This window comes from Sphingomonas sp. NY01 (assembly GCF_038809135.1).
In the GTDB taxonomy this organism is placed as follows: domain Bacteria; phylum Pseudomonadota; class Alphaproteobacteria; order Sphingomonadales; family Sphingomonadaceae; genus Sphingomonas; species Sphingomonas carotinifaciens.
The window spans coordinates 2,612,174-2,629,236 of sequence record NZ_CP101722.1; the positions used below are offsets into that span (position 1 = coordinate 2,612,174).

Below are 17,063 nucleotides of genomic sequence, written 5' to 3' on the forward strand. Positions count from 1 at the left end.
TCCGCTTCGTTACCTTTGTTAAGCGGAGAGGTATGCATGCGCGACGAAGACAAGGACGTGAAGATCACGGAATATGCCGGCGCGGCCGGCGGATGGGGCTCCATGCGCGGCATGGCGCAGGTGGTGCCCAAGGAGCGCCCCGGCCCCGATGTGCTGGACGCTCTGCGCCGCCAGAACAAACCCGAAGGCGTGATGTGCGTCAGTTGCGCATGGGGCAAACCCGCCAAGCCGCATATCGCCGAGTTCTGCGAGAACGGCGCAAAGGCCACCGCCTGGGAATTGTCCAACCTGCGCGTCACGCCGGACTTCTTTGCAAAGCACAGCGTTTCCGAACTGGCCGAGTGGCCCGACCATGATCTGGAACAGGCCGGCCGCCTGACCCACCCGATGAAATATGACCGCGCCACCGACCGTTATGTCGCGGTGCCGTGGGACGAGGCATTCGCCGCGATCGGCGCCAGGCTGAAACGCTGCGACCCGAAAAAGGTCGTGCTCTACGCGTCGGGCCGCGCCAGCCTCGAAACCTCGTTCATGTACGGCCTGTTCGCCCGCATGTGGGGGCAGCAGAACCTGCCCGATTCGTCCAACATGTGCCACGAGACGACCAGCGTCGGTCTGAAGAACGCGATCGGCTCGCCGGTCGCGACGATCCAGATGGAAGATTACGAGAAGTGCGACGCCATTTTCGCCTTTGGCCAGAATGTCGGCACCAATGCGCCGCGCATGCTTCACACGCTGAAATCCTGCCGCGACCGCGGTGTCGAGATCGTCGTGTTCAATCCGCTGCGCGAACGCGGCTGGGAACGCTTCACCGATCCGCAGAACCCGGTGCAGATGACGACGGGCGGCTCGACCACCATCGCCACCCAATATCATCAGGTCCGCGCCGGCGGCGACATTTCCGCGCTGCTCGGCATCTGCAAGCTGGTGATCGAGGCGGATGATCGCGCCCGCGCGCTCGGCAACGAACGCGTCCTCGACCATCATTTCCTCGAACAGCACACCACCCGGTTCGAGGAATTCGCCGCCTTCGCCCGCGCCGCGAAATGGGACGACATCACCCGCGAAAGCGGCCTGACCCGCGACGCGATCGAGGCGGCCGCGCAGGTCTATATGAAGGCCAAGCGCGTCATCGTCGTCTATGGCATGGGCATCACCCAGCACCGCTACGGCATGGACAGCCTGTATATGCTGGTCAATTTCCTGCTGTTGCGCGGCAATATCGGTCGCGAGGGTGCCGGCCCCGGCCCGGTCCGCGGCCACAGCAACGTACAGGGCCAGCGCACCGTCGGCATCACCGAGAAGACCGAGCTGGCCCCCGTCGACCGTTTAAAGGAACTGTTCGAGTTCGAACCGCCCACCGAAAAGGGGTGGGACACGGTGGAAAGCTGCCGACAGATCATCGACGGCACGTGCGAGGGCTTTGTGCAACTGGGCGGCAACTTCCTGCGCGCGACGCCCGAACATGCCAAGATGAAGGAAGGCTGGGCAAAGCTGCCGATCACCGTCAGCATCGCCACCAAGCTGAACAAGAGCCACCTCTATCCCGGCGTGGAAAGCTACATCCTCCCCTGCCTCGGCCGCATGGAACGCGACATGCAGGAAAGCGGCCGCCAGGCGGTGTCGATGGAGGATTCGTTCAGCCACATCTACGGCTCGGTCGGCAAGGCCAGCCCGGCGTCCGACACCCTCCTGTCCGAACCAGCGATCGTCGCCGGTCTCGCCAAGGCGGTATTGCCGCCCAACCCCAACGTCCCCTGGGACGCATGGGTCGGCGACTACAGCCTCGTCCGCAAGGCGATCGAGGATGTCTATCCCGACAAGTTCGCCAACTTCAACGAACGCCTGTTCGAACCCGGCGGCTTTTGGAAGGGCAATCCCGCCGCGCATCGCCAGTGGGAAACCGAAAGCGGCAAGGCGGAATTCAATACGCCCCGCGCGCTCAACGCCGCCGGCTTCGACGATGCCGATGGCCGCTTCCGCCTCATCACGCTGCGGTCCAACGACCAGTTCAACACCACCGTCTATGGCTATGACGACCGGTTCCGCGGCATCAAGGGCACGCGCCAGGTCGCGATGATGAACGAGGCGGATATCGCCCGGCTGGGCCTGAAGGACGGCGACCGGATCGCGCTGGAAAGCGATGCGGAGGACGGGGTGGAGCGGGTCGTCGGCGATCTGCGCGTCACCGCCTATGACATTCCGGCGGGGTGCATCGGCGGCTATTATCCCGAGCTGAACTATCTGATCGCCCTCGAACACCATGCCCTTGAAAGCCATGTGCCGGCCGGCAAGTCGGTGCCCGTGCGCGTGCGCGTGCCCTCATGACGATCCTGGGTGCGGTGTTGACCGGCGGGCGCTCGTCCCGCTTCGGCTCGAACAAGGCGCAGGCGCTGCTCGGCGAGCGTTCGCTTGCCGCCCACGCCCGCGCACTGATCGCGCCGCACTGCGCCGACGTCGTCATGATTGGTGGAGAGGGCGGGGTGCCGGACCTGCCCGAACCGGGGCTCGGGCCGCTGGGCGGCATCGCCGGCGCGCTCGATTACGCCGCGGAACATGGGTTTCGCTGCGTGCTGACGATCGGCTGCGACATGCCCCGCCTTCCCGATGGTCTGATCGAGGCGCTGCTGCACCGCGAACCGTCCTACTGCGCCGATGCACCCGTGCTGGGGCTGTGGCCGGCGGCGCTCGGCGCGCATCTGCTGGCGCATCTCGGGCTGAACGGCGACCGATCGGTGCGCGGCTGGGCACGCTCGGTCGGCGCCATCCCCGTCCCCTCGCCCGTCCCGCTCGCCAACATCAACACCCCCGCCGATCTGGAGACGCTGTGAACGCTGCGGAAGACGCGGCACTGACGATCCTGCGCGTCGATGGCAGCCTTGCCGCCATCGACCGCGCCATCGCCTGCGAGGTGCCGGTCGCGATCGAGATTGACGGTTTCGGCTATGCGGTGATGATGATGACGCCGCAGGACTTCGGCGACTTCGCCACCGGCTTCCTGCTCACCGAACGCCTGATCGATGCGCCTGCCGACATTCTCGACATCGACCCGTTCGAGACCGAACGGGGCTGGATCGTCCGCGTCGCGCTCGTCGAGCGCTGCCGCGCCCGCATCCACGACCGTGTCCGCCACCGCACCAGCGACACCAGTTGCGGCCTGTGCGGCATTTCCGGGCTGGAGCAGGTCGCCCGCCCCGTCACCTATCGCGCCACCCGCCCCGCCGCACCGGCCCCCGCCCTCTTCGCCGCCCTCTCCGCCCTCCGCACCCACCAACCACTCAACGTCCAGACCGGCGCCGTCCACGCCGCCGCCGCCTGCGACGCCGCCGGCACCATCCTCGCCGTCCGCGAAGACGTCGGCCGCCACAACGCCCTCGACAAGCTGATCGGCCATCTCGCCGGCGCCACCGTCCCCGCCTTTCTCCTCGTCACCTCCCGCATCAGCTACGAAATGGTCGACAAAGCCTTGGTCATCGGCGCGCCGATCTTGGTCGGCATCTCCGCCCCCACCACGCTCGCGCTCTCCCACGCGCGCACCCACGACCTCACCCTGGTCGCCCTGGCCCGCCCCGACGCCATGCTCGTCGCACATGATCCTTTTGGATGGTTCACGACTGATCCGGAATAGCGGCGCAGGTCTTACCCGCGCTTAACCGTCTCTCCGCCAGGAAGCGGCATCATTGGTGACGGGAACAGCAACGATGCGACAGGACGCCGAATGGATCGCGGCAGAGGAAGTGCCGCCGCCCGCCGACCTACGCCACCTCGCGCAGGTGATGGCCAAAGATCAGCCCACTCCACGCGGCGGCCCGTTCGCCTTTGTCCGCGCGCTGGCAACAGCGGTCGCCGCCTGGGAGCGTGAACAGGCATGATGCATTTCGGACGGATCGTGGCTGGTCCGGCCCTGCGGCCTGCACCGCGGCGGCATGCGCGGTGGCGGATCGCGATACTCGTCGCGCTCGGGCCTGTCGGCTGGGGATCGGTCGGCCTGTTGTTCGCGCTGCTGTTATAAAAACGGGAGCCCGGTCAGGGGCTCCCGTCACATCATCGGTCAGGCGTCAGTTGCTGTCCGAATCGTCGTCGTCATCGGCGATCAGGATGATGCCACCAACGACCGCGGCTGCGGCGAGCACTGCCACGATCACGCCGCCGCCGGCCAGTTCGTTTTTCTTGGCGCTCGGTGCCGACGCACGCGCCGACTTGGCGACCGACAGGCTGGCCGCCGGATTGGCGGGCGCTGCCGCAACGGGCGCGGCAACCAGGGCGGACGCGGCCGCCGCCGTCAGAAACTTTGCGATCATAATTGAATACTCCCGGCTGTGGTAGGGCACGCACCACACGGTGCAGCGCTACCGACGCCCGGGCACGCCCGTTGTTCCCGATTCCAGGCAGGAGGCGTGACGCGGCGGGAGCAGGGATGGGAGAATCCGGACCGCCGCGTCACACCAGATCATCGCTCCGGCCGAGGGCCAAAGCAAGTACCGAATTGGGACAAATGTCGGGAACGATGGTAGCGGAGGAGGGACTTGAACCCCCGACCCCAGGATTATGATTCCCGTGCTCTAACCAGCTGAGCTACTCCGCCTTGAAGGCAAACCATCGTTGGAGCGGCGCCTATAAGCAGGCTGTTCGGGCCGGTCAAGCGAACAAATGCCGCGACAGCAACTCCCAGGGTCCGCCGCGATACCACCACGCCCCCAGGCCGATCACCTCGACCATCCGCGGCTCGAACCCGCGCGACAGATTGGCCAGCAACAGCCGGGCGGTCGCCGGCGTGACCTTGTTCTGGATCGTCACATGCGGCCGCCATCCGCCGGCATCCTGTGGGGTCAGCAGGCCGCTGAACGCATCCGCCAGCTCGTGCCGGATCGCCACCAGCTCGGGCGATTCGATGCGGATCGCCACACCGCGGCCCAGCGACATCAGCCCGGCCGCCTTCCCCTGCGGCGCCCGCACGCCGCGCGTCATGCCGTTCAGCCGGTGCTTCAACTCGTACGCCGCCGACGGGGGCAGATGGTGGAACAGCGTGCAATGCGCATCCAGCTGGTTGCGCTCGGGCGGAAAATGCTCGCGCCGCAATCCGTCCAGCCAGCCCTGGTCGTGCCGGCCGAATAGCGCGGTGACGATGATCGGCGCAGGTGCGGGCGCGTCGGTCAAATCTCCACCTGACTGCCCAGTTCGACCACCCGGTTCGTCGGCAGGCGAAAGAATTCCATCGCGCTTTCCGCATTGCGCAGCATCCACGAGAACAGCTTCTCGCGCCACAGCATCATGCCCGGCCGCGACGAGGGCAGCAGCGTCTGGCGCGACAGGAAGAAGCTGGTGTCCATCATCTTGAACGCGCCTCCCTCGATCTCCACCCGCTTCAGCCCGGCCGGCACGTTCGCCTCCTCCATGAAGCCGAAGCGCAGCACCAGCCGGTAGAAGCCGTGCCCCAGTTCCTCCAGCGCCGCCCGGTCATGGTCCGGCCAATAGGGCCGGCCGGCAATCTTGACGGTCAACAGGATCACCCGCTCGTGCAGCACCTTGTTGTGCTTCAGATTGTGGAGCAGCGCATGGGGCACGCCCTCCGACGTGCTGGTCATGAACACCGCGGTGCCCGACACCCGCGACGCCGCATTGGCCGCCGATTCGATAAAGACCTTCACCGGCATCGTGCCTTCGCGCAGCCGCTCGATCATCAGCTTGCGCCCCGTCGACCAGGTGGTCAGGAAGGTGAAGATGATGAAGCCGACCAGCAGCGGGAACCACCCGCCCGCCGGCACCTTGGTCAGGTTCGCGAAGAAATACGCCCCGTCCACCAGGAAGAACAGCGCGAGCAGCGGCATCGCGGCGTAAAGCGGCCACTTCCACAACCGGGTCAGCGCGACGCCGAGCAGGCAGGTGTCGATGAACATCGCCCCCGTCACCGCGATTCCGTACGCCGATGTGAGATTGGAGGAGGTGCGGAAGAACAGCACCAGCAGGATCACCATCACCATCAACATCCAGTTGATGAGCGGAATGTAGATCTGCCCCGCCGTCGTCGCCGAGGTATGCTCGATGCGCAGCCGCGGCATGAAGCCGAGCTGGATCGCCTGTTGCGTGACCGAGAAGGCGCCGGTGATCACCGCCTGGCTGGCGATCACCGCGGCCGCCGTCGCCAGCATCACCAGCGGCAATTGCAGGCTGTCGGGCGCCAGCATGTAGAAGGGGCTTTCCAGCGCCGCCTCGCCTTCGCGGAAAAGCAGCGCCCCCTGCCCCATATAGTTCAGCATCAGCGCGGGCAGCACGAAGAACAGCCAGGACAGTCCGATCGGCCGCCGCCCGAAATGCCCCATATCGGCGTACAGCGCCTCGGCGCCGGTCACCGCCAGCACCACCGAACCCAGCGCAAGAAAGCCGCGCAGCGGATCGATCAGGAAGAACTGCACCGCATAATGCGGCGACAGCGACCACAGGATTGCGGGCGTCTGCACGAAGCTGATCACGCCCAGCACCGCGATCACCCCGAAATAGAGCAGCATGACGGGTCCGAAGAACAACCCCACCTTTTCGGTCCCCGATCGCTGGATCGAGAACAGCGCGATCAGGATGGCCACCGCGATCGGGATCACGAACCCGCCAAAGGCAGGCGCCGCCACGGCCAGCCCCTCCACCGCCGACAAGACGGTGACCGCCGGCGTGATCATGCTGTCGCCGTAAAACAGCGCGGTGGCGAACACGCCCAGCAGGATGATCCCCCGCGTCCAGCGTTTCGTCTTGGTCTGTCCGGACACCAGCGCCAGCAGCGCCAGGCTGCCGCCCTCGCCATTATTGTCGGCGCGCATGATGATCGCGACATATTTCACCGATACCACGATCATCATCGACCAGAAGATCAGGCTGATGACGCCCATGATGTGCGCGGTATCGACGGGCAGCGGATGGTGCGGGCTCGCGAAGGTTTCGCGGAACGCATAAAGCGGGCTGGTCCCGATATCGCCGAACACCACGCCGATCGCACCCAGCGCCAGCTTGATCATGCCGCCGTGATGCTGTTCGTCATGGCCGGCCGGCCCGGTGGTCGCCACCCCCGTTGGCGAGACGCTCATATCGCCCGCAGGCTCATGAACGAGGCGGCGCGCGCCGCGGCGAAGTTCCGGATACCCCCTGGCATGGCGCGGCCTCTAGCATGGGGCTGGAAACGCAGCAACGCGACCTGCGATCCGCCGCGGGACAGTATCGGGTCCGGACATGCATCGACCCCCCGGAATCGCTTGTGATCGAACATCAATATTGGCCTGTCCATTTTCCGTAGACTGGCCTGTCAGGATCGCGCTACAGCCCTGCCCGGAGATGAGTTTGTCGGGAGTATGGCGGATGTCGGCGTCGCATGATCGGACCACGGGACCGTGGATGACGCAGGCGATGCGCTGGTTCGGCCCGGCCGACCCGGTCTCGCTCGCCGCGATCCGGCAGGCCGGCGCCAGCGAGGTGGTGACCGCGCTGCATGAGGTTCCCAACGGCGCGGTCTGGCCGCGCGACGCCATCGCCGCGCGCCGCGCGATGATCGAGGCGGCGGGCCTTGGCTGGACCGTGGTCGAAAGCCTGCCGGTGGATGATGTCATCAAAACGCGGGGGCCCCTGTGGGAAGACCGCATCGCCGCCTATCGCGACAGCCTGACCAATCTTGCCGCCTGTGGCATCACCGTCGTCACCTATAATTTCATGCCCCTGCTCGACTGGACGCGGACGGACCTCGCTTACCCCATGCCCGATGGCGCGCTCGCGCTGCGCTTCGAATGGGATGCCGTCGCCGCCTACGACATCCACATCCTCCGTCGTCCGGGTGCCGAGGCCGATTACCCGCCGGCCCGCGTCGCCGCCGCCGCCGCGCTGTTCGCGCGGCTGTCGCCGGCGGACCGCGATGCGCTGGAGGCGACGATCCTCGCCGGCTTGCCGGGCAGCGAGGAAAGCTTCACCTCCGCCGGCTTTCTGGCCGCGATGCAGGATTATGCCGGCATCGATGCCGAACGCCTGCGCGAGAATCACGTCGCCTTTCTGCGCGCGGTGTGCCCGCACGCCGATGCGCTCGGCATCCGCCTCGTGCTCCATCCCGACGATCCGCCCTTTCCGCTGTTCGGCCTCCCCCGCATCGCCAGCACGGAGGCCGACTTCGCCGCGCTGTTCGACCGGGTTCCCGCCCCCTCCAACGGCCTGTGCTTCTGCACCGGCTCGCTCGGCGCCCACCCCGACAACGACCTGCCCGGCATGATCGAACGGCTGGGCGACCGGATCGGCTTTCTTCACCTCCGCTCGGTGCAGCGCGAAGGGGATCACGCCTTTCACGAGGCGGCGCATCTGGGCGGCGACGCGAACATGCCCGCCGTGGTCGCCGCGATCCACCGCCTGTCGCGGGCGCAGGGACGCAGCATTCCGATGCGGCCGGATCACGGCCACCAGATGGCCGACGACCTCACCCGCCGCTGCAATCCCGGCTATTCGCTGATCGGCCGCCTGCGCGGCCTCGCCGAACTGCGCGGGCTGGAAGCGGGCATCGCCCACGTCCAGGGGGCTTGCGCCTAGCCCAGCGCCGCCAGCGCCTTCAACCGCTCCGCGCCGATCGGAATGATCGTGCCATGATTGGCCCCGGCCGGCATCGCGATCCGGTCGGACACGTCCCGCCACGTGCGCCCGTCGCGCGAGGCGACCGCATCATAATGCTTCTCGGTATAGCGGTCGAAGAACAGCACGATCTCGCCATCGACCATCACCGCGGTCGGCCCCTCGCTCCATGCCGGCGTGATTGGCGCCGACAATGGCCCGAAACGCGGCGGGGACAGCGACACCTCGCACCACTGGATCACCTTGCGCAGCGGGTCCCTGCGTTCGTCCTTCACGAACATCAGCATCCGGCCATCCCGCTCCAGAAAGGTCGCGTCGATCACGCTGAAGCCCGGATCGTAGAATAGCTGCGTCGGGGTGAACCGGCGGAAGTCGCGCGTCGTGGTGGCGTACAGCCGGTGATCGCCCTCGTCTCCGGCCTTGCCGACCGTGCTTGCCCACACGATCACGAAATGCCGGGCCCGCGCGTCCCACACCAGTTCCGGCGCCCAGCTGTTGCGCGTGTCCGGGAACGCCGCCATCACCGGCACCGCCTGCTGCTCGGACCAGTGGATCAGGTCGCGGGACGAGGCATGGCCGATCGTCACGCCCGTCCAGCTCGTCGTCCACACCATGTGATAAAGCCCGGTCTGCGGGTCGCGCGCGATGCACGGATCGCGCATCAGCTTGTTCTCGCCCACCATCGGCACCAGGATCGGCGCGCCGTCACGCACCGCGCGGTACCGGTAGCCGTCCTCGCTGATCGCCAGCCGCATGCCCGCCCCGCCATTGTCGGCATTGCGGAAATAGCTGAAGGCGTATCCGCCGCCCGCAGGTGCCGCCGCGGCACGCTGCGCAAAGGCCGGCAACGTCGCGGCCAGCGCCACGCGGCCGCAAAATGTGCGTCGATCCAGCATGCCTTCTCCCCCTTGGTCTTTTGCGACACTGTGCCGATTTGCCGGACAAGATCAACCGGCCCATATCCATCCACGCCCGCCGCGTGCGGGCTATTGTACCCCCGCCCGCGGCGTGACATGAGAACCCCATGAAGCAGCGCGGCGAAAAGCTGTACCAGCGCATCGTCCATGCGATCGTCGAGGCCATCGACCAGGGGCGCTATACCACCGGCACGCGCCTGCCCGGCGAACGCGAACTGGCGGAGGAATATTCCGTCAGCCGCCCCACCATCCGCGAGGCGATGATCGCGCTGGAGATACGCGGGCTGGTCGAGGCGCGGCACGGCTCCGGCTTGTACGTCACGGCGATCACGCCGCAGACCACCGACCAGCCCGAACTCGACATCGGCGCGTTCGAACTCATCGAGGCGCGGATCTTGTTCGAGGGCGAGGCTGCCGCCGTCGCCGCGACGGTGATCGATGACGAGGCGGTGGCCGAACTCGATCGCATCCTTGGCGACATGGCCGCGGTCGCCTCCTCCAGTCCCGAGGCGGTAGAGGCCGATCGCCTGTTCCACCTGCGCATCGCCGAGGCGACGGGGAATACCGTCATCACCACGGTGGTCGACATGCTGTGGACGTTGCGCGACCGGGCCCCGCTCAGCGCGCATATGTTTGCCGAGGCCCGGCGGGAAGGCGTTCACCCCCGCGTCGAGGAGCATCGCCTGATCGTCGATGCGCTGCGTGCCCGCGATTCCGCTGCCGCCCGCAAGGCGATGCGCGACCATCTGCGCCGGGTGATCGACGACGTCCTCGCCGCAACCGAGGTGGAGGCGCTGCGCCGCGCCCAATCCGAAATCGCCGAGCAGCGCGGCGCGCTTGCCAAAAGGCTGCACGCCTGACCGGACCGTCCTACGACGCGCAATCGGCGGCCGCGCCGCCTGACATCCTTGACGTCCTCATCATCGGCGCGGGCGTGTCGGGCATCGGCTGCGCCTGCTATCTGCGCCGCCTGATGCCGCACAAGCGCTTCGCCATATTGGAGGCGCGGGGCGATCTCGGCGGCACCTGGGATCTGTTCCGCTATCCCGGCATCCGCTCCGATTCCGATCTCTTCACCTTTGGCTATGAATTCCGGCCATGGACCTCCGATCAGGCTATCGCCGACGGCCCCGCGATCCAGTCCTATCTGCGCGACACCGCGGCCGAATATGGCGTCGATCGCGCCATCCGCTATCATCATCGCCTGCTGCGGGCGGATTGGGACAGCGGCGCGGCGCTCTGGCGGGTTGCGGTGCGCCGTACCGACCGGGACGAGACGATCACCCTGCTATGTCGCTGGCTGTTCGGCGCCACCGGCTATTACGACTATGCGCAGGGCTATGCGCCGGACTTTGGCGGGCAGCGGGATTTCACCGGCCCGATCGTCCATCCCCAGCATTGGCCCGCGGACCTCGACGTCACCGGCAAGCGTGTCGCGGTGATCGGCAGCGGCGCCACCGCCGTCACGCTCGTCCCCGCGCTTGCCCGCACTGCTGCCCATGTCGTGCAGGTACAGCGCACCCCCACCTACATCCTCCCCGTCCCCAGCCGCGACCGCATCCACGCCGCGCTCCGCCGCCTCCTGCCCGCCGCCACCGCCTATGCGGCCACTCGCCGCCTCAACATCGCCCGCCAACGCTGGGTCTATACGCTGTTCCAGCGCTACCCCCGCGCCGCCCGCCGCTTCATCCGCTGGGCTAACCGCCGGTCGCTCCCCGCCGGCTTCCCCCTCGATCCCCATTTCACCCCCCCTATGCGCCATGGGATCAGCGGCTGTGCGCGGTGCCGGATGGCGACTATTTCGCCGCGCTGCGGGGCGGGCGGGCATCGATCGTCACCGGTGCCGTCGCCCGCTTCGACGAAACGGGCCTCGTCATGACCTCGGGCGAGCGGATCGCGGCCGATATCGTGGTGACCGCGACCGGCCTGAAGCTGCAACTGTTCGGCGGCGCGACCCTCGCGATCGATGGCAGGACGATCGATCCGGCGGAGCACCTGGTCTACAAGGGCATGATGCTGGACGGCGTTCCGAACTTCAGCTTCACCGTCGGCTATACCAACGCCTCCTGGACGCTGAAGGTCGGCCTGATCTGCCGCCATTTCTGTCGCTTGCTGGAAATGATGGATGCACGCGACGCGCGGATCGTCGTCGCCGAACGGCCGAAGGGTCCGATCGAAACCCGCCCCCTGCTCGACTTCGCCGCCGGCTACGTCACCCGCTCCCTCGACACCCTCCCCAGACAGGGCGACGCCGCCCCCTGGCAAATGACCGTCGACTATTCCCGCGACACCCGCCACCTCACCCGCGATCCCATAACCCACTCCGCTCTGCACTTCCTGCCGGGTCCACAGGAAGCCCGCTAACTCGGCCCTCGGTCGCTCGGCATCATGAACGATGACCTCCAACAGGCGGAGGGTCGCCCCGATGTCCGCCCGATCGCTCCTCATGCCGGAGGGGTGTGAGGCCTGATCACTGCGCTGGCATATGCTCCGGACGCGCCTTGCCCTGCTTCACCATCTCCGCATCCAGAAACGAAAAAGGGCGGCCCCTAGGGACCGCCCTGTCTTCTTTCACCTGATCGTCAGCGATCAGAAATCGTTGCGATACTGCTCGTTGCCGATGAAGCCGAGCTTCGTCACCGCCGACCGCTTGATCACCGCGAGCGTGCGGTCCACCGCTTCATACTTCGCGTTGGGCGCGGGCTGGAAGTGGAGTTCCGGCTCGGGATTGATCGCAGCCGACTGGTCGAGATACTGGCGCAACGTCACTTCATCAACCTGCGACCCGTTCCAGGTGACGACACCCGCCTCATCGATACCCACCTTGTTCTTCTGCGGGTCGACGGGGTTCTGCGGCGCGTTCTTCGAGTTGACCGGAAGGTCGACCTTCACCGCGTGCGTCTGGATCGGGATGGTGATGATGAACATGATGAGGAGAACGAGCATGACGTCGATCAACGGCGTCGTGTTCATTTCCATCATCGGCTCGCCGTCGTCAGATCCGGCACTCATTGCCATGGCAAGCTACTCCTTCAGGCCGCGTGTCAGGCGCGCGGGTTTTGGCCGGGGGCCGGCTCGGAAATGAAGCCGACGCGGGCGAAACCGGCCTGCTGCATCGTGTAGATGGTGCCGCCGATGCACCGGTAGGGCGTATTCACGTCCCCGCGGATATGTGCTTCGGGCAGCTGATCCGGCGTGATGTTCGGGCCAAGCCGATCCACCTCGGCCTGGAGCTTGGTGACGGCACGTTCACGCAGTTCGTTGGAATTGACCCGGGTCAGGTTCCAATAGACCGCGCATTGGCCGTTCTCGGACGTGACGGAAAGCGACACGTTTTCCGGCTTGGTCGTGGTCGGGTCGAACCGCACATCGGGCAGCTTGAGCGGCACCGACTGGATCACAACGGGAACCGCGATCAGGAAGATGATGAGAAGCACCAGCATGACGTCCACGAGGGGCGTCGTGTTGATCTCCGACATCGGTTTCTCGGAGGAGTCCCCTCCAACGCTCATCGCCATGTGCGAGCTATCCTATCCATCATTCTGTCGCCGGTGTGATTACACCGGCCCGACCGAGGGTTCATACCCGCGGCCGGGTTGCAGGGCCGCCACCACGGCGACCCTGCCCCTGCTTGGTTCAGGCGCGCGTCTGAACACCACCGGCCTGGCCGGCGGTTGTCGTGGCGGGGGTCGCCTTCACGGTTGCGGGCTTGCCGGCGGCAGCCGAACCGGTCGTCGGGCGAACCGCGCCGTTCGACGCCAGGAAGCCGAGCACGTCGTTCGAGAAGGCCGACAGGTCTTCCGCGATGCCCTTGTTGCGGCGCTGCAGCCAGTTGTAGGCGAGCACGGCCGGAACCGCGACGACCAGGCCGAGTGCGGTCATGATGAGCGCCTCGCCGACCGGACCGGCGACCGCGTCGATCGATGCCTGGCCCGACGAACCGATCTTGATCAGTGCGCGGTAGATGCCGATCACGGTGCCGAACAGACCGATGAACGGTGCGGTGGCGCCCACGGTCGCGAGGAAGGCGAGACCGCCACCCAGCTTCGAGTTGATCGCCGCTTCCGAACGCGCCAGCGAGCCGTGCAGCCAGTCATGCGCCTCGACCGGATCGGTCAGCTTCGAGTGCTGGTCCTGAGCCGCCAGACCGTCGTCGACGATCTGCTTGTAGGCGGAGTTCTTCTCGAGCTTGGCCGAACCCTCGCGCAGCGAGTTCGAGCTCCAGAAGCCCTGACGGACGCGCTTCGCCTGGTTGATGATCTTCTGCTGCTCGAACAGCTTCGAGAACAGGATGTAGAAGGACACGACCGACATGAGCACGAGGATCGTGAACACCGACTGCGAGATCAGGCCGCCTTCGCGAAGCGCAGCGCCGAGGCCGTAAGGGTTTGCCTCGGCTCCGGCCGCAGCGCCGCCCGCGGCGAGGATGGTGGTGAGCATGATTGGTTAGGTCCTCTGACTAAATCGTAAAAACGGGATGGTGCTGAACGTCACTCTTGCGGCAGGCGCCACGTCACGCGTCGCGACGAGCTCGACCGGATCGGATTGCCCGACTGATCCATGGCGGGGCTGTAGCGACCGCGGCGCGTGATCGCGCGGCATGCCGCGTCGTCCAGCGCTCTGGATCCGCTCGACTGGGTCACCACGCAGTTCTCCACACGGCCTTGCGTGTTGATGTCCCACTTGATGGCGGTCGTGCCCTCTTCCTGTGCGCGGATCGAGCTCGGCGGATAGTCGTCCGTCGAGATCCACTGCGCGGGATCACCCTTTGCACCCGCAGCCTTGCTGACCACCGGAGCCGCAGGCGGCGCAGGCGGGGCGGGCGGAGCAGGCGGAGCGGGCGGCGCCGTCGGCTGGCTCAGCGGGATGATGCTCGTCGTCGAAATCGACGGTGCCGGAACCGGCACGTTGACGATCGGCGGCGGCGTCACCACCGTGGTCGGCGGCGGCGGCAGGTTCGGCTGATCCGGCGGCGGGGGCGGCGGCTCGTCCGGCGGCGGCGGGGGCGGTGGCTCCTCGACGTCGAACGTATTCAGCTTTTCGGCAGCCTTCTTCACGAAATTGGTCGCAAGACCAGTGACGAGGGCATAGCCCAGGACGGCGTGGATCAGCACCACGATTACGATGGCGCCGATTTTGCCCCCAGACATCTTCTGGTCAGTATAGGCCATTCAGCAACGACACTCCTCAATCTGCCAGTTTCGCTTCGCCGTGGTCGGGAATGCGGAAACTCCTGCCAAGGCGCATAGCATGCACGGCAGAGCCTCAACCCTATCGCGACCCATGCCGTGGTGCAAACGCTTTGTCAGACGTAATAATCCTACAATCCAGCCGTGACGGAATTATTTCTGTATCGTTAATCCGCAACCGCCTATGTGCAAGCGCATGATGCGCTGTAGCTCTTCTTTTTTCGCCGCCGCCACCGCGATGCCCGCCCTGGCGCTCGCATTCGCCGCGATCGGCCCGCAGCCGGCCGTTGCCGCGAATCAGGCAGCCGCCATTGCACCGGCCGGCCCCGGCTATGCCGATCTGGCCGATCTGGTCCTGTCGGCACCGGTGATCGTCGACGCAACCATCCGTTCGGCGACCAGGATCAAGGGTGCGGAAGCCGCCTCGGTCCCACCAGGACAGCAACGCTTCTATATCGAGGCGGACGTGACCGCGCTGGTACGCGGTGCCGGTGGAGTGCCGCCGCGGGTTGGTTACCTGCTAGATGTCGGGCTGGACGCACGCGGTCGCGCGCCCAAGCTGAAGAAGATGCGCGTACTGCTGTTCGCGCGGCGCGTGCCCTCCGCGCCCGATCAGTTGCAGCTGGTCGCACCGGACGCGCAACTGCCCTGGTCCGCGGATCTCGATGCGCGCACCCGCGCCATCACCCGCGATGCCCTGGCGCAGGCGGCGCCCCCGGTCATCACCGGCGTCGGCAACGCCTTCCATGTCCCCGGGTCGCTGCCGGGTGAGGGCGAGACGCAGATCTTCCTCACGACCTCGGACAATCGGCCGGTGTCGCTGTCGGTGCTGCGCCGGCCGGGCGAACAGCCGCGTTGGGCGGTCGCGCTCAGCGAGATCGTGGACGAGGCCGCCGGCCCGCCGCAGCGCGACACGCTGCTCTGGTACCGCCTTGCCTGCGCGCTGCCCGACACGCTGCCCGATGCCAGCACGGATCAGCTGCAGGGCAGCGATGCCGAGATCGCGCGCGAGGATTATCGCTTCGTCGTGGCGGCGCTGGGCCCTTGCGGGCGCGCGCGTCAGGTGCCGACCGCCAACACCTGACCCGTGGTGGACGGGGCGGCGTCCAGAAACGCCACCGCGGCCTCCACCGCGGCCTCCACCGCGGCGGCCCCCGCCCCCTCCCCCACCACAACCGCGTTGATCCGGTCCGGCGCGCGTTCGACCGCCAGCGGCCCGATCGCCGCCAGCGCAAGCGCCTGCGCCAGATCGTCGCGACCGGGATGGATCACCAGCACCACCGATTCGCCGCGCGTGCCGCGGACCAGGCCGGCGACATCGTCACCGGGATGGGCATCGACCCGCACCGGGTTCAGCGCCGATGGCGGACCAGCGTGATGCCGATCGCCTCGCCATCCTCGGCGATCGCCAGCTTCACGATCTTCACCTGCACCCGCCGCACCCGCGCATCCTGCAGGAACAGCGTTTCGCAGATATGGTCGGCCACCCCCTCGATCAGGGTGAAATGCACGCCCGCCGGCAGCGCCGTGGTCGCGGCGTGTTTCAGGTCGAGATAGTTTTTAGACGCGCCCAGCGGCGTGTCGGGCGCGAACCGGGCGGGGCATTCCAGGTCCACCGTCAACGAGATGCGCAGCGGTTGCGGCAGATGCGTCTCTTCCGAATAGATGCCGGTCAGCACCTGGACTTCGAGATCGTGAACTTCGAGCTGAAGGCTGTCTTCCATGGGCAGCGGCCTCTACTCGCTTGGCCCCCAAAGGCAATGCCGCTTGCGTTCGCCGCCCGCCGCGGTAAGGCGCGCGCGTTTCGTGGCCTTCCGGCCCGGCCAGGAATTTTGCGCCCGTGACGACCTCCCCGATAGCGATCGCCCCGCTCGATCCCGCCGACGATGCCGACGTGGAGGCGTTGCTCGACCGTGCGTTCGGAACCGGCCGCCACACCCGTACCGCCTACAAGGTCCGCGGCGACGCGCAGGCGATCCCCGAGCTCGGCTTCGCGGCGCGGGAAGATCGCACGCTGATCGGCTCGATCCAGTGCTGGCCGATCGCGCTCGCCCGCGACGACGGCACCGCGCATCCGCTCGTCATGGTCGGCCCGGTCGCGGTTTCGCCCGATCGTCAGCGCGACGGCATCGGTCGCCGCCTCGTCGCCCGTGCGCTGGCGGCCGCCGCCGAACACGGCCTCGACGGCGCCCTGATGCTGATCGGCGACCCGGAATATTATGGCCGCTTCTTCGGCTTTTCCGCCGAGCATACCACCGGCTGGCGCCTGCCCGGCCCGGTCGAGCGGCACCGCCTGCTCGCCCGCGGTGGCGACGTGCCGGATGCCCCCGGCCTGCTCGGGCCCCGCCACCGCGCACCCGCCTGAACCTTT

21 protein-coding genes and 1 tRNA gene are annotated in these 17,063 nt (G+C 67.1%); 11 read left to right on the plus strand and 11 right to left on the minus strand.

Annotated features, from left to right (window positions below; genetic code table 11):
* The first annotated feature begins 36 nt into the window (after positions 1 to 36).
* From NPJ82_RS12640 to NPJ82_RS12660, 5 genes are all read left to right on the plus strand, one after another.
* On the plus strand, positions 37 to 2,328 hold the full coding sequence (locus NPJ82_RS12640) for an FdhF/YdeP family oxidoreductase (protein ID WP_342657590.1): 2,292 nt from the start codon (positions 37 to 39) through the stop codon (positions 2,326 to 2,328).
* On the plus strand, positions 2,325 to 2,831 hold the full coding sequence (locus tag NPJ82_RS12645) for a molybdenum cofactor guanylyltransferase (RefSeq protein WP_112381103.1): 507 nt from the start codon (positions 2,325 to 2,327) through the stop codon (positions 2,829 to 2,831). The genes NPJ82_RS12640 and NPJ82_RS12645 overlap by 4 nt, the downstream gene beginning before the upstream one ends.
* Entirely contained in the window at positions 2,828 to 3,628 is an 801-nt protein-coding gene (gene fdhD, locus NPJ82_RS12650; protein ID WP_342657591.1) for a formate dehydrogenase accessory sulfurtransferase FdhD, read from the plus strand. The genes NPJ82_RS12645 and fdhD overlap by 4 nt, the downstream gene beginning before the upstream one ends.
* 73 nt (positions 3,629 to 3,701) lie before the next feature.
* Entirely contained in the window at positions 3,702 to 3,872 is a 171-nt protein-coding gene (locus NPJ82_RS12655; protein ID WP_342657592.1) for a hypothetical protein, read from the plus strand.
* The gene (locus tag NPJ82_RS12660; RefSeq protein WP_342657593.1) at positions 3,869 to 4,012 is read left to right on the plus strand and encodes a hypothetical protein; all 144 of its coding nucleotides are present in this window, start codon (positions 3,869 to 3,871) and stop codon (positions 4,010 to 4,012) included. The genes NPJ82_RS12655 and NPJ82_RS12660 overlap by 4 nt, the downstream gene beginning before the upstream one ends.
* Positions 4,013 to 4,058: 46 nt before the next feature.
* Here NPJ82_RS12660 and NPJ82_RS12665 read toward each other — a convergent pair whose 3' ends face one another.
* The 4 genes from NPJ82_RS12665 to NPJ82_RS12680 form a co-directional block, all read right to left on the minus strand.
* Positions 4,059 to 4,301, minus strand: a complete 243-nt coding sequence (locus NPJ82_RS12665) for a hypothetical protein (RefSeq protein ID WP_112381105.1) — start codon at positions 4,299 to 4,301, stop codon at positions 4,059 to 4,061.
* Positions 4,302 to 4,508: 207 nt separating this feature from the next.
* A tRNA-Met gene (locus NPJ82_RS12670) sits at positions 4,509 to 4,585 on the minus strand.
* 53 nt (positions 4,586 to 4,638) lie between these two features.
* Positions 4,639 to 5,157 (minus strand): 2'-5' RNA ligase family protein, encoded by a 519-nt coding sequence (locus NPJ82_RS12675; protein WP_342657594.1) that lies wholly within the window; start codon positions 5,155 to 5,157, stop codon positions 4,639 to 4,641.
* Positions 5,154 to 7,073: a potassium transporter Kup gene (locus tag NPJ82_RS12680; protein WP_149680905.1), complete on the minus strand. Its 1,920-nt coding sequence runs from the start codon at positions 7,071 to 7,073 to the stop codon at positions 5,154 to 5,156. Before NPJ82_RS12680 ends, NPJ82_RS12675 begins: the two co-directional genes overlap by 4 nt.
* Before the next feature lie 304 nt (positions 7,074 to 7,377).
* Between NPJ82_RS12680 and uxuA the strand changes: the two genes are divergently transcribed.
* Entirely contained in the window at positions 7,378 to 8,547 is a 1,170-nt protein-coding gene (gene uxuA, locus NPJ82_RS12685) for a mannonate dehydratase (protein ID WP_342657595.1), read from the plus strand.
* Here uxuA and NPJ82_RS12690 read toward each other — a convergent pair.
* A complete protein-coding gene (locus NPJ82_RS12690; RefSeq protein ID WP_342657596.1) occupies positions 8,544 to 9,482 on the minus strand; it encodes a glycoside hydrolase family 43 protein in 939 nt (312 codons plus the stop codon). The two genes, uxuA and NPJ82_RS12690, sit on opposite strands and share 4 nt — an antisense overlap.
* Positions 9,483 to 9,610: 128 nt before the next feature.
* On the opposite strand from NPJ82_RS12690, the gene NPJ82_RS12695 reads away from it, so the two are divergent.
* The 3 genes from NPJ82_RS12695 (at position 9,611) to NPJ82_RS12705 (ending at position 11,867) form a co-directional block, all read left to right on the plus strand.
* Positions 9,611 to 10,363, plus strand: a complete 753-nt coding sequence (locus NPJ82_RS12695; protein ID WP_342657597.1) for a FadR/GntR family transcriptional regulator — start codon at positions 9,611 to 9,613, stop codon at positions 10,361 to 10,363.
* Positions 10,364 to 10,437: 74 nt separating this feature from the next.
* The gene (locus NPJ82_RS12700; RefSeq protein WP_342657598.1) at positions 10,438 to 11,382 is read left to right on the plus strand and encodes an NAD(P)/FAD-dependent oxidoreductase; all 945 of its coding nucleotides are present in this window, start codon (positions 10,438 to 10,440) and stop codon (positions 11,380 to 11,382) included.
* Positions 11,379 to 11,867, plus strand: a complete 489-nt coding sequence (locus NPJ82_RS12705; RefSeq protein ID WP_342657599.1) for a hypothetical protein — start codon at positions 11,379 to 11,381, stop codon at positions 11,865 to 11,867. Before NPJ82_RS12700 ends, NPJ82_RS12705 begins: the two co-directional genes overlap by 4 nt.
* A gap of 225 nt (positions 11,868 to 12,092) precedes the next feature.
* Here NPJ82_RS12705 and NPJ82_RS12710 read toward each other — a convergent pair whose 3' ends face one another.
* From NPJ82_RS12710 to NPJ82_RS12725, 4 genes are all read right to left on the minus strand, one after another.
* Positions 12,093 to 12,521 carry a biopolymer transporter ExbD gene (locus tag NPJ82_RS12710; protein ID WP_149680909.1) on the minus strand — a complete coding sequence of 143 codons (429 nt, stop codon included), beginning with the start codon at positions 12,519 to 12,521 and terminating at the stop codon, positions 12,093 to 12,095.
* A gap of 26 nt (positions 12,522 to 12,547) precedes the next feature.
* Entirely contained in the window at positions 12,548 to 13,021 is a 474-nt protein-coding gene (locus tag NPJ82_RS12715; RefSeq protein ID WP_112381111.1) for a biopolymer transporter ExbD, read from the minus strand.
* A gap of 118 nt (positions 13,022 to 13,139) precedes the next feature.
* Positions 13,140 to 13,943, minus strand: a complete 804-nt coding sequence (locus tag NPJ82_RS12720; RefSeq protein WP_112381112.1) for a MotA/TolQ/ExbB proton channel family protein — start codon at positions 13,941 to 13,943, stop codon at positions 13,140 to 13,142.
* A gap of 50 nt (positions 13,944 to 13,993) precedes the next feature.
* Positions 13,994 to 14,674 carry an energy transducer TonB gene (locus tag NPJ82_RS12725; protein WP_112381113.1) on the minus strand — a complete coding sequence of 227 codons (681 nt, stop codon included), beginning with the start codon at positions 14,672 to 14,674 and terminating at the stop codon, positions 13,994 to 13,996.
* A gap of 214 nt (positions 14,675 to 14,888) precedes the next feature.
* Here NPJ82_RS12725 and NPJ82_RS12730 point away from each other — a divergent pair, with 214 nt between their 5' ends.
* Positions 14,889 to 15,776 carry a hypothetical protein gene (locus NPJ82_RS12730; RefSeq protein ID WP_342657600.1) on the plus strand — a complete coding sequence of 296 codons (888 nt, stop codon included), beginning with the start codon at positions 14,889 to 14,891 and terminating at the stop codon, positions 15,774 to 15,776.
* Here the strand turns inward: NPJ82_RS12730 and NPJ82_RS12735 are convergent.
* Together NPJ82_RS12735 and NPJ82_RS12740 are read right to left on the minus strand one after the other, a co-directional pair.
* Positions 15,752 to 16,039 (minus strand): Rossmann fold domain-containing protein, encoded by a 288-nt coding sequence (locus tag NPJ82_RS12735; RefSeq protein ID WP_342657601.1) that lies wholly within the window; start codon positions 16,037 to 16,039, stop codon positions 15,752 to 15,754. The genes NPJ82_RS12730 and NPJ82_RS12735 overlap by 25 nt on opposite strands.
* A 5-nt stretch (positions 16,040 to 16,044) precedes the next feature.
* Positions 16,045 to 16,416, minus strand: coding sequence for a dihydroneopterin aldolase (locus NPJ82_RS12740; protein WP_112381115.1), 372 nt, complete (start codon positions 16,414 to 16,416; stop codon positions 16,045 to 16,047).
* Between the two features lie 116 nt (positions 16,417 to 16,532).
* Here NPJ82_RS12740 and NPJ82_RS12745 point away from each other — a divergent pair, with 116 nt between their 5' ends.
* Positions 16,533 to 17,057 carry an N-acetyltransferase gene (locus tag NPJ82_RS12745; RefSeq protein ID WP_342657602.1) on the plus strand — a complete coding sequence of 175 codons (525 nt, stop codon included), beginning with the start codon at positions 16,533 to 16,535 and terminating at the stop codon, positions 17,055 to 17,057.
* The last annotated feature ends 6 nt before the right edge of the window (positions 17,058 to 17,063 follow it).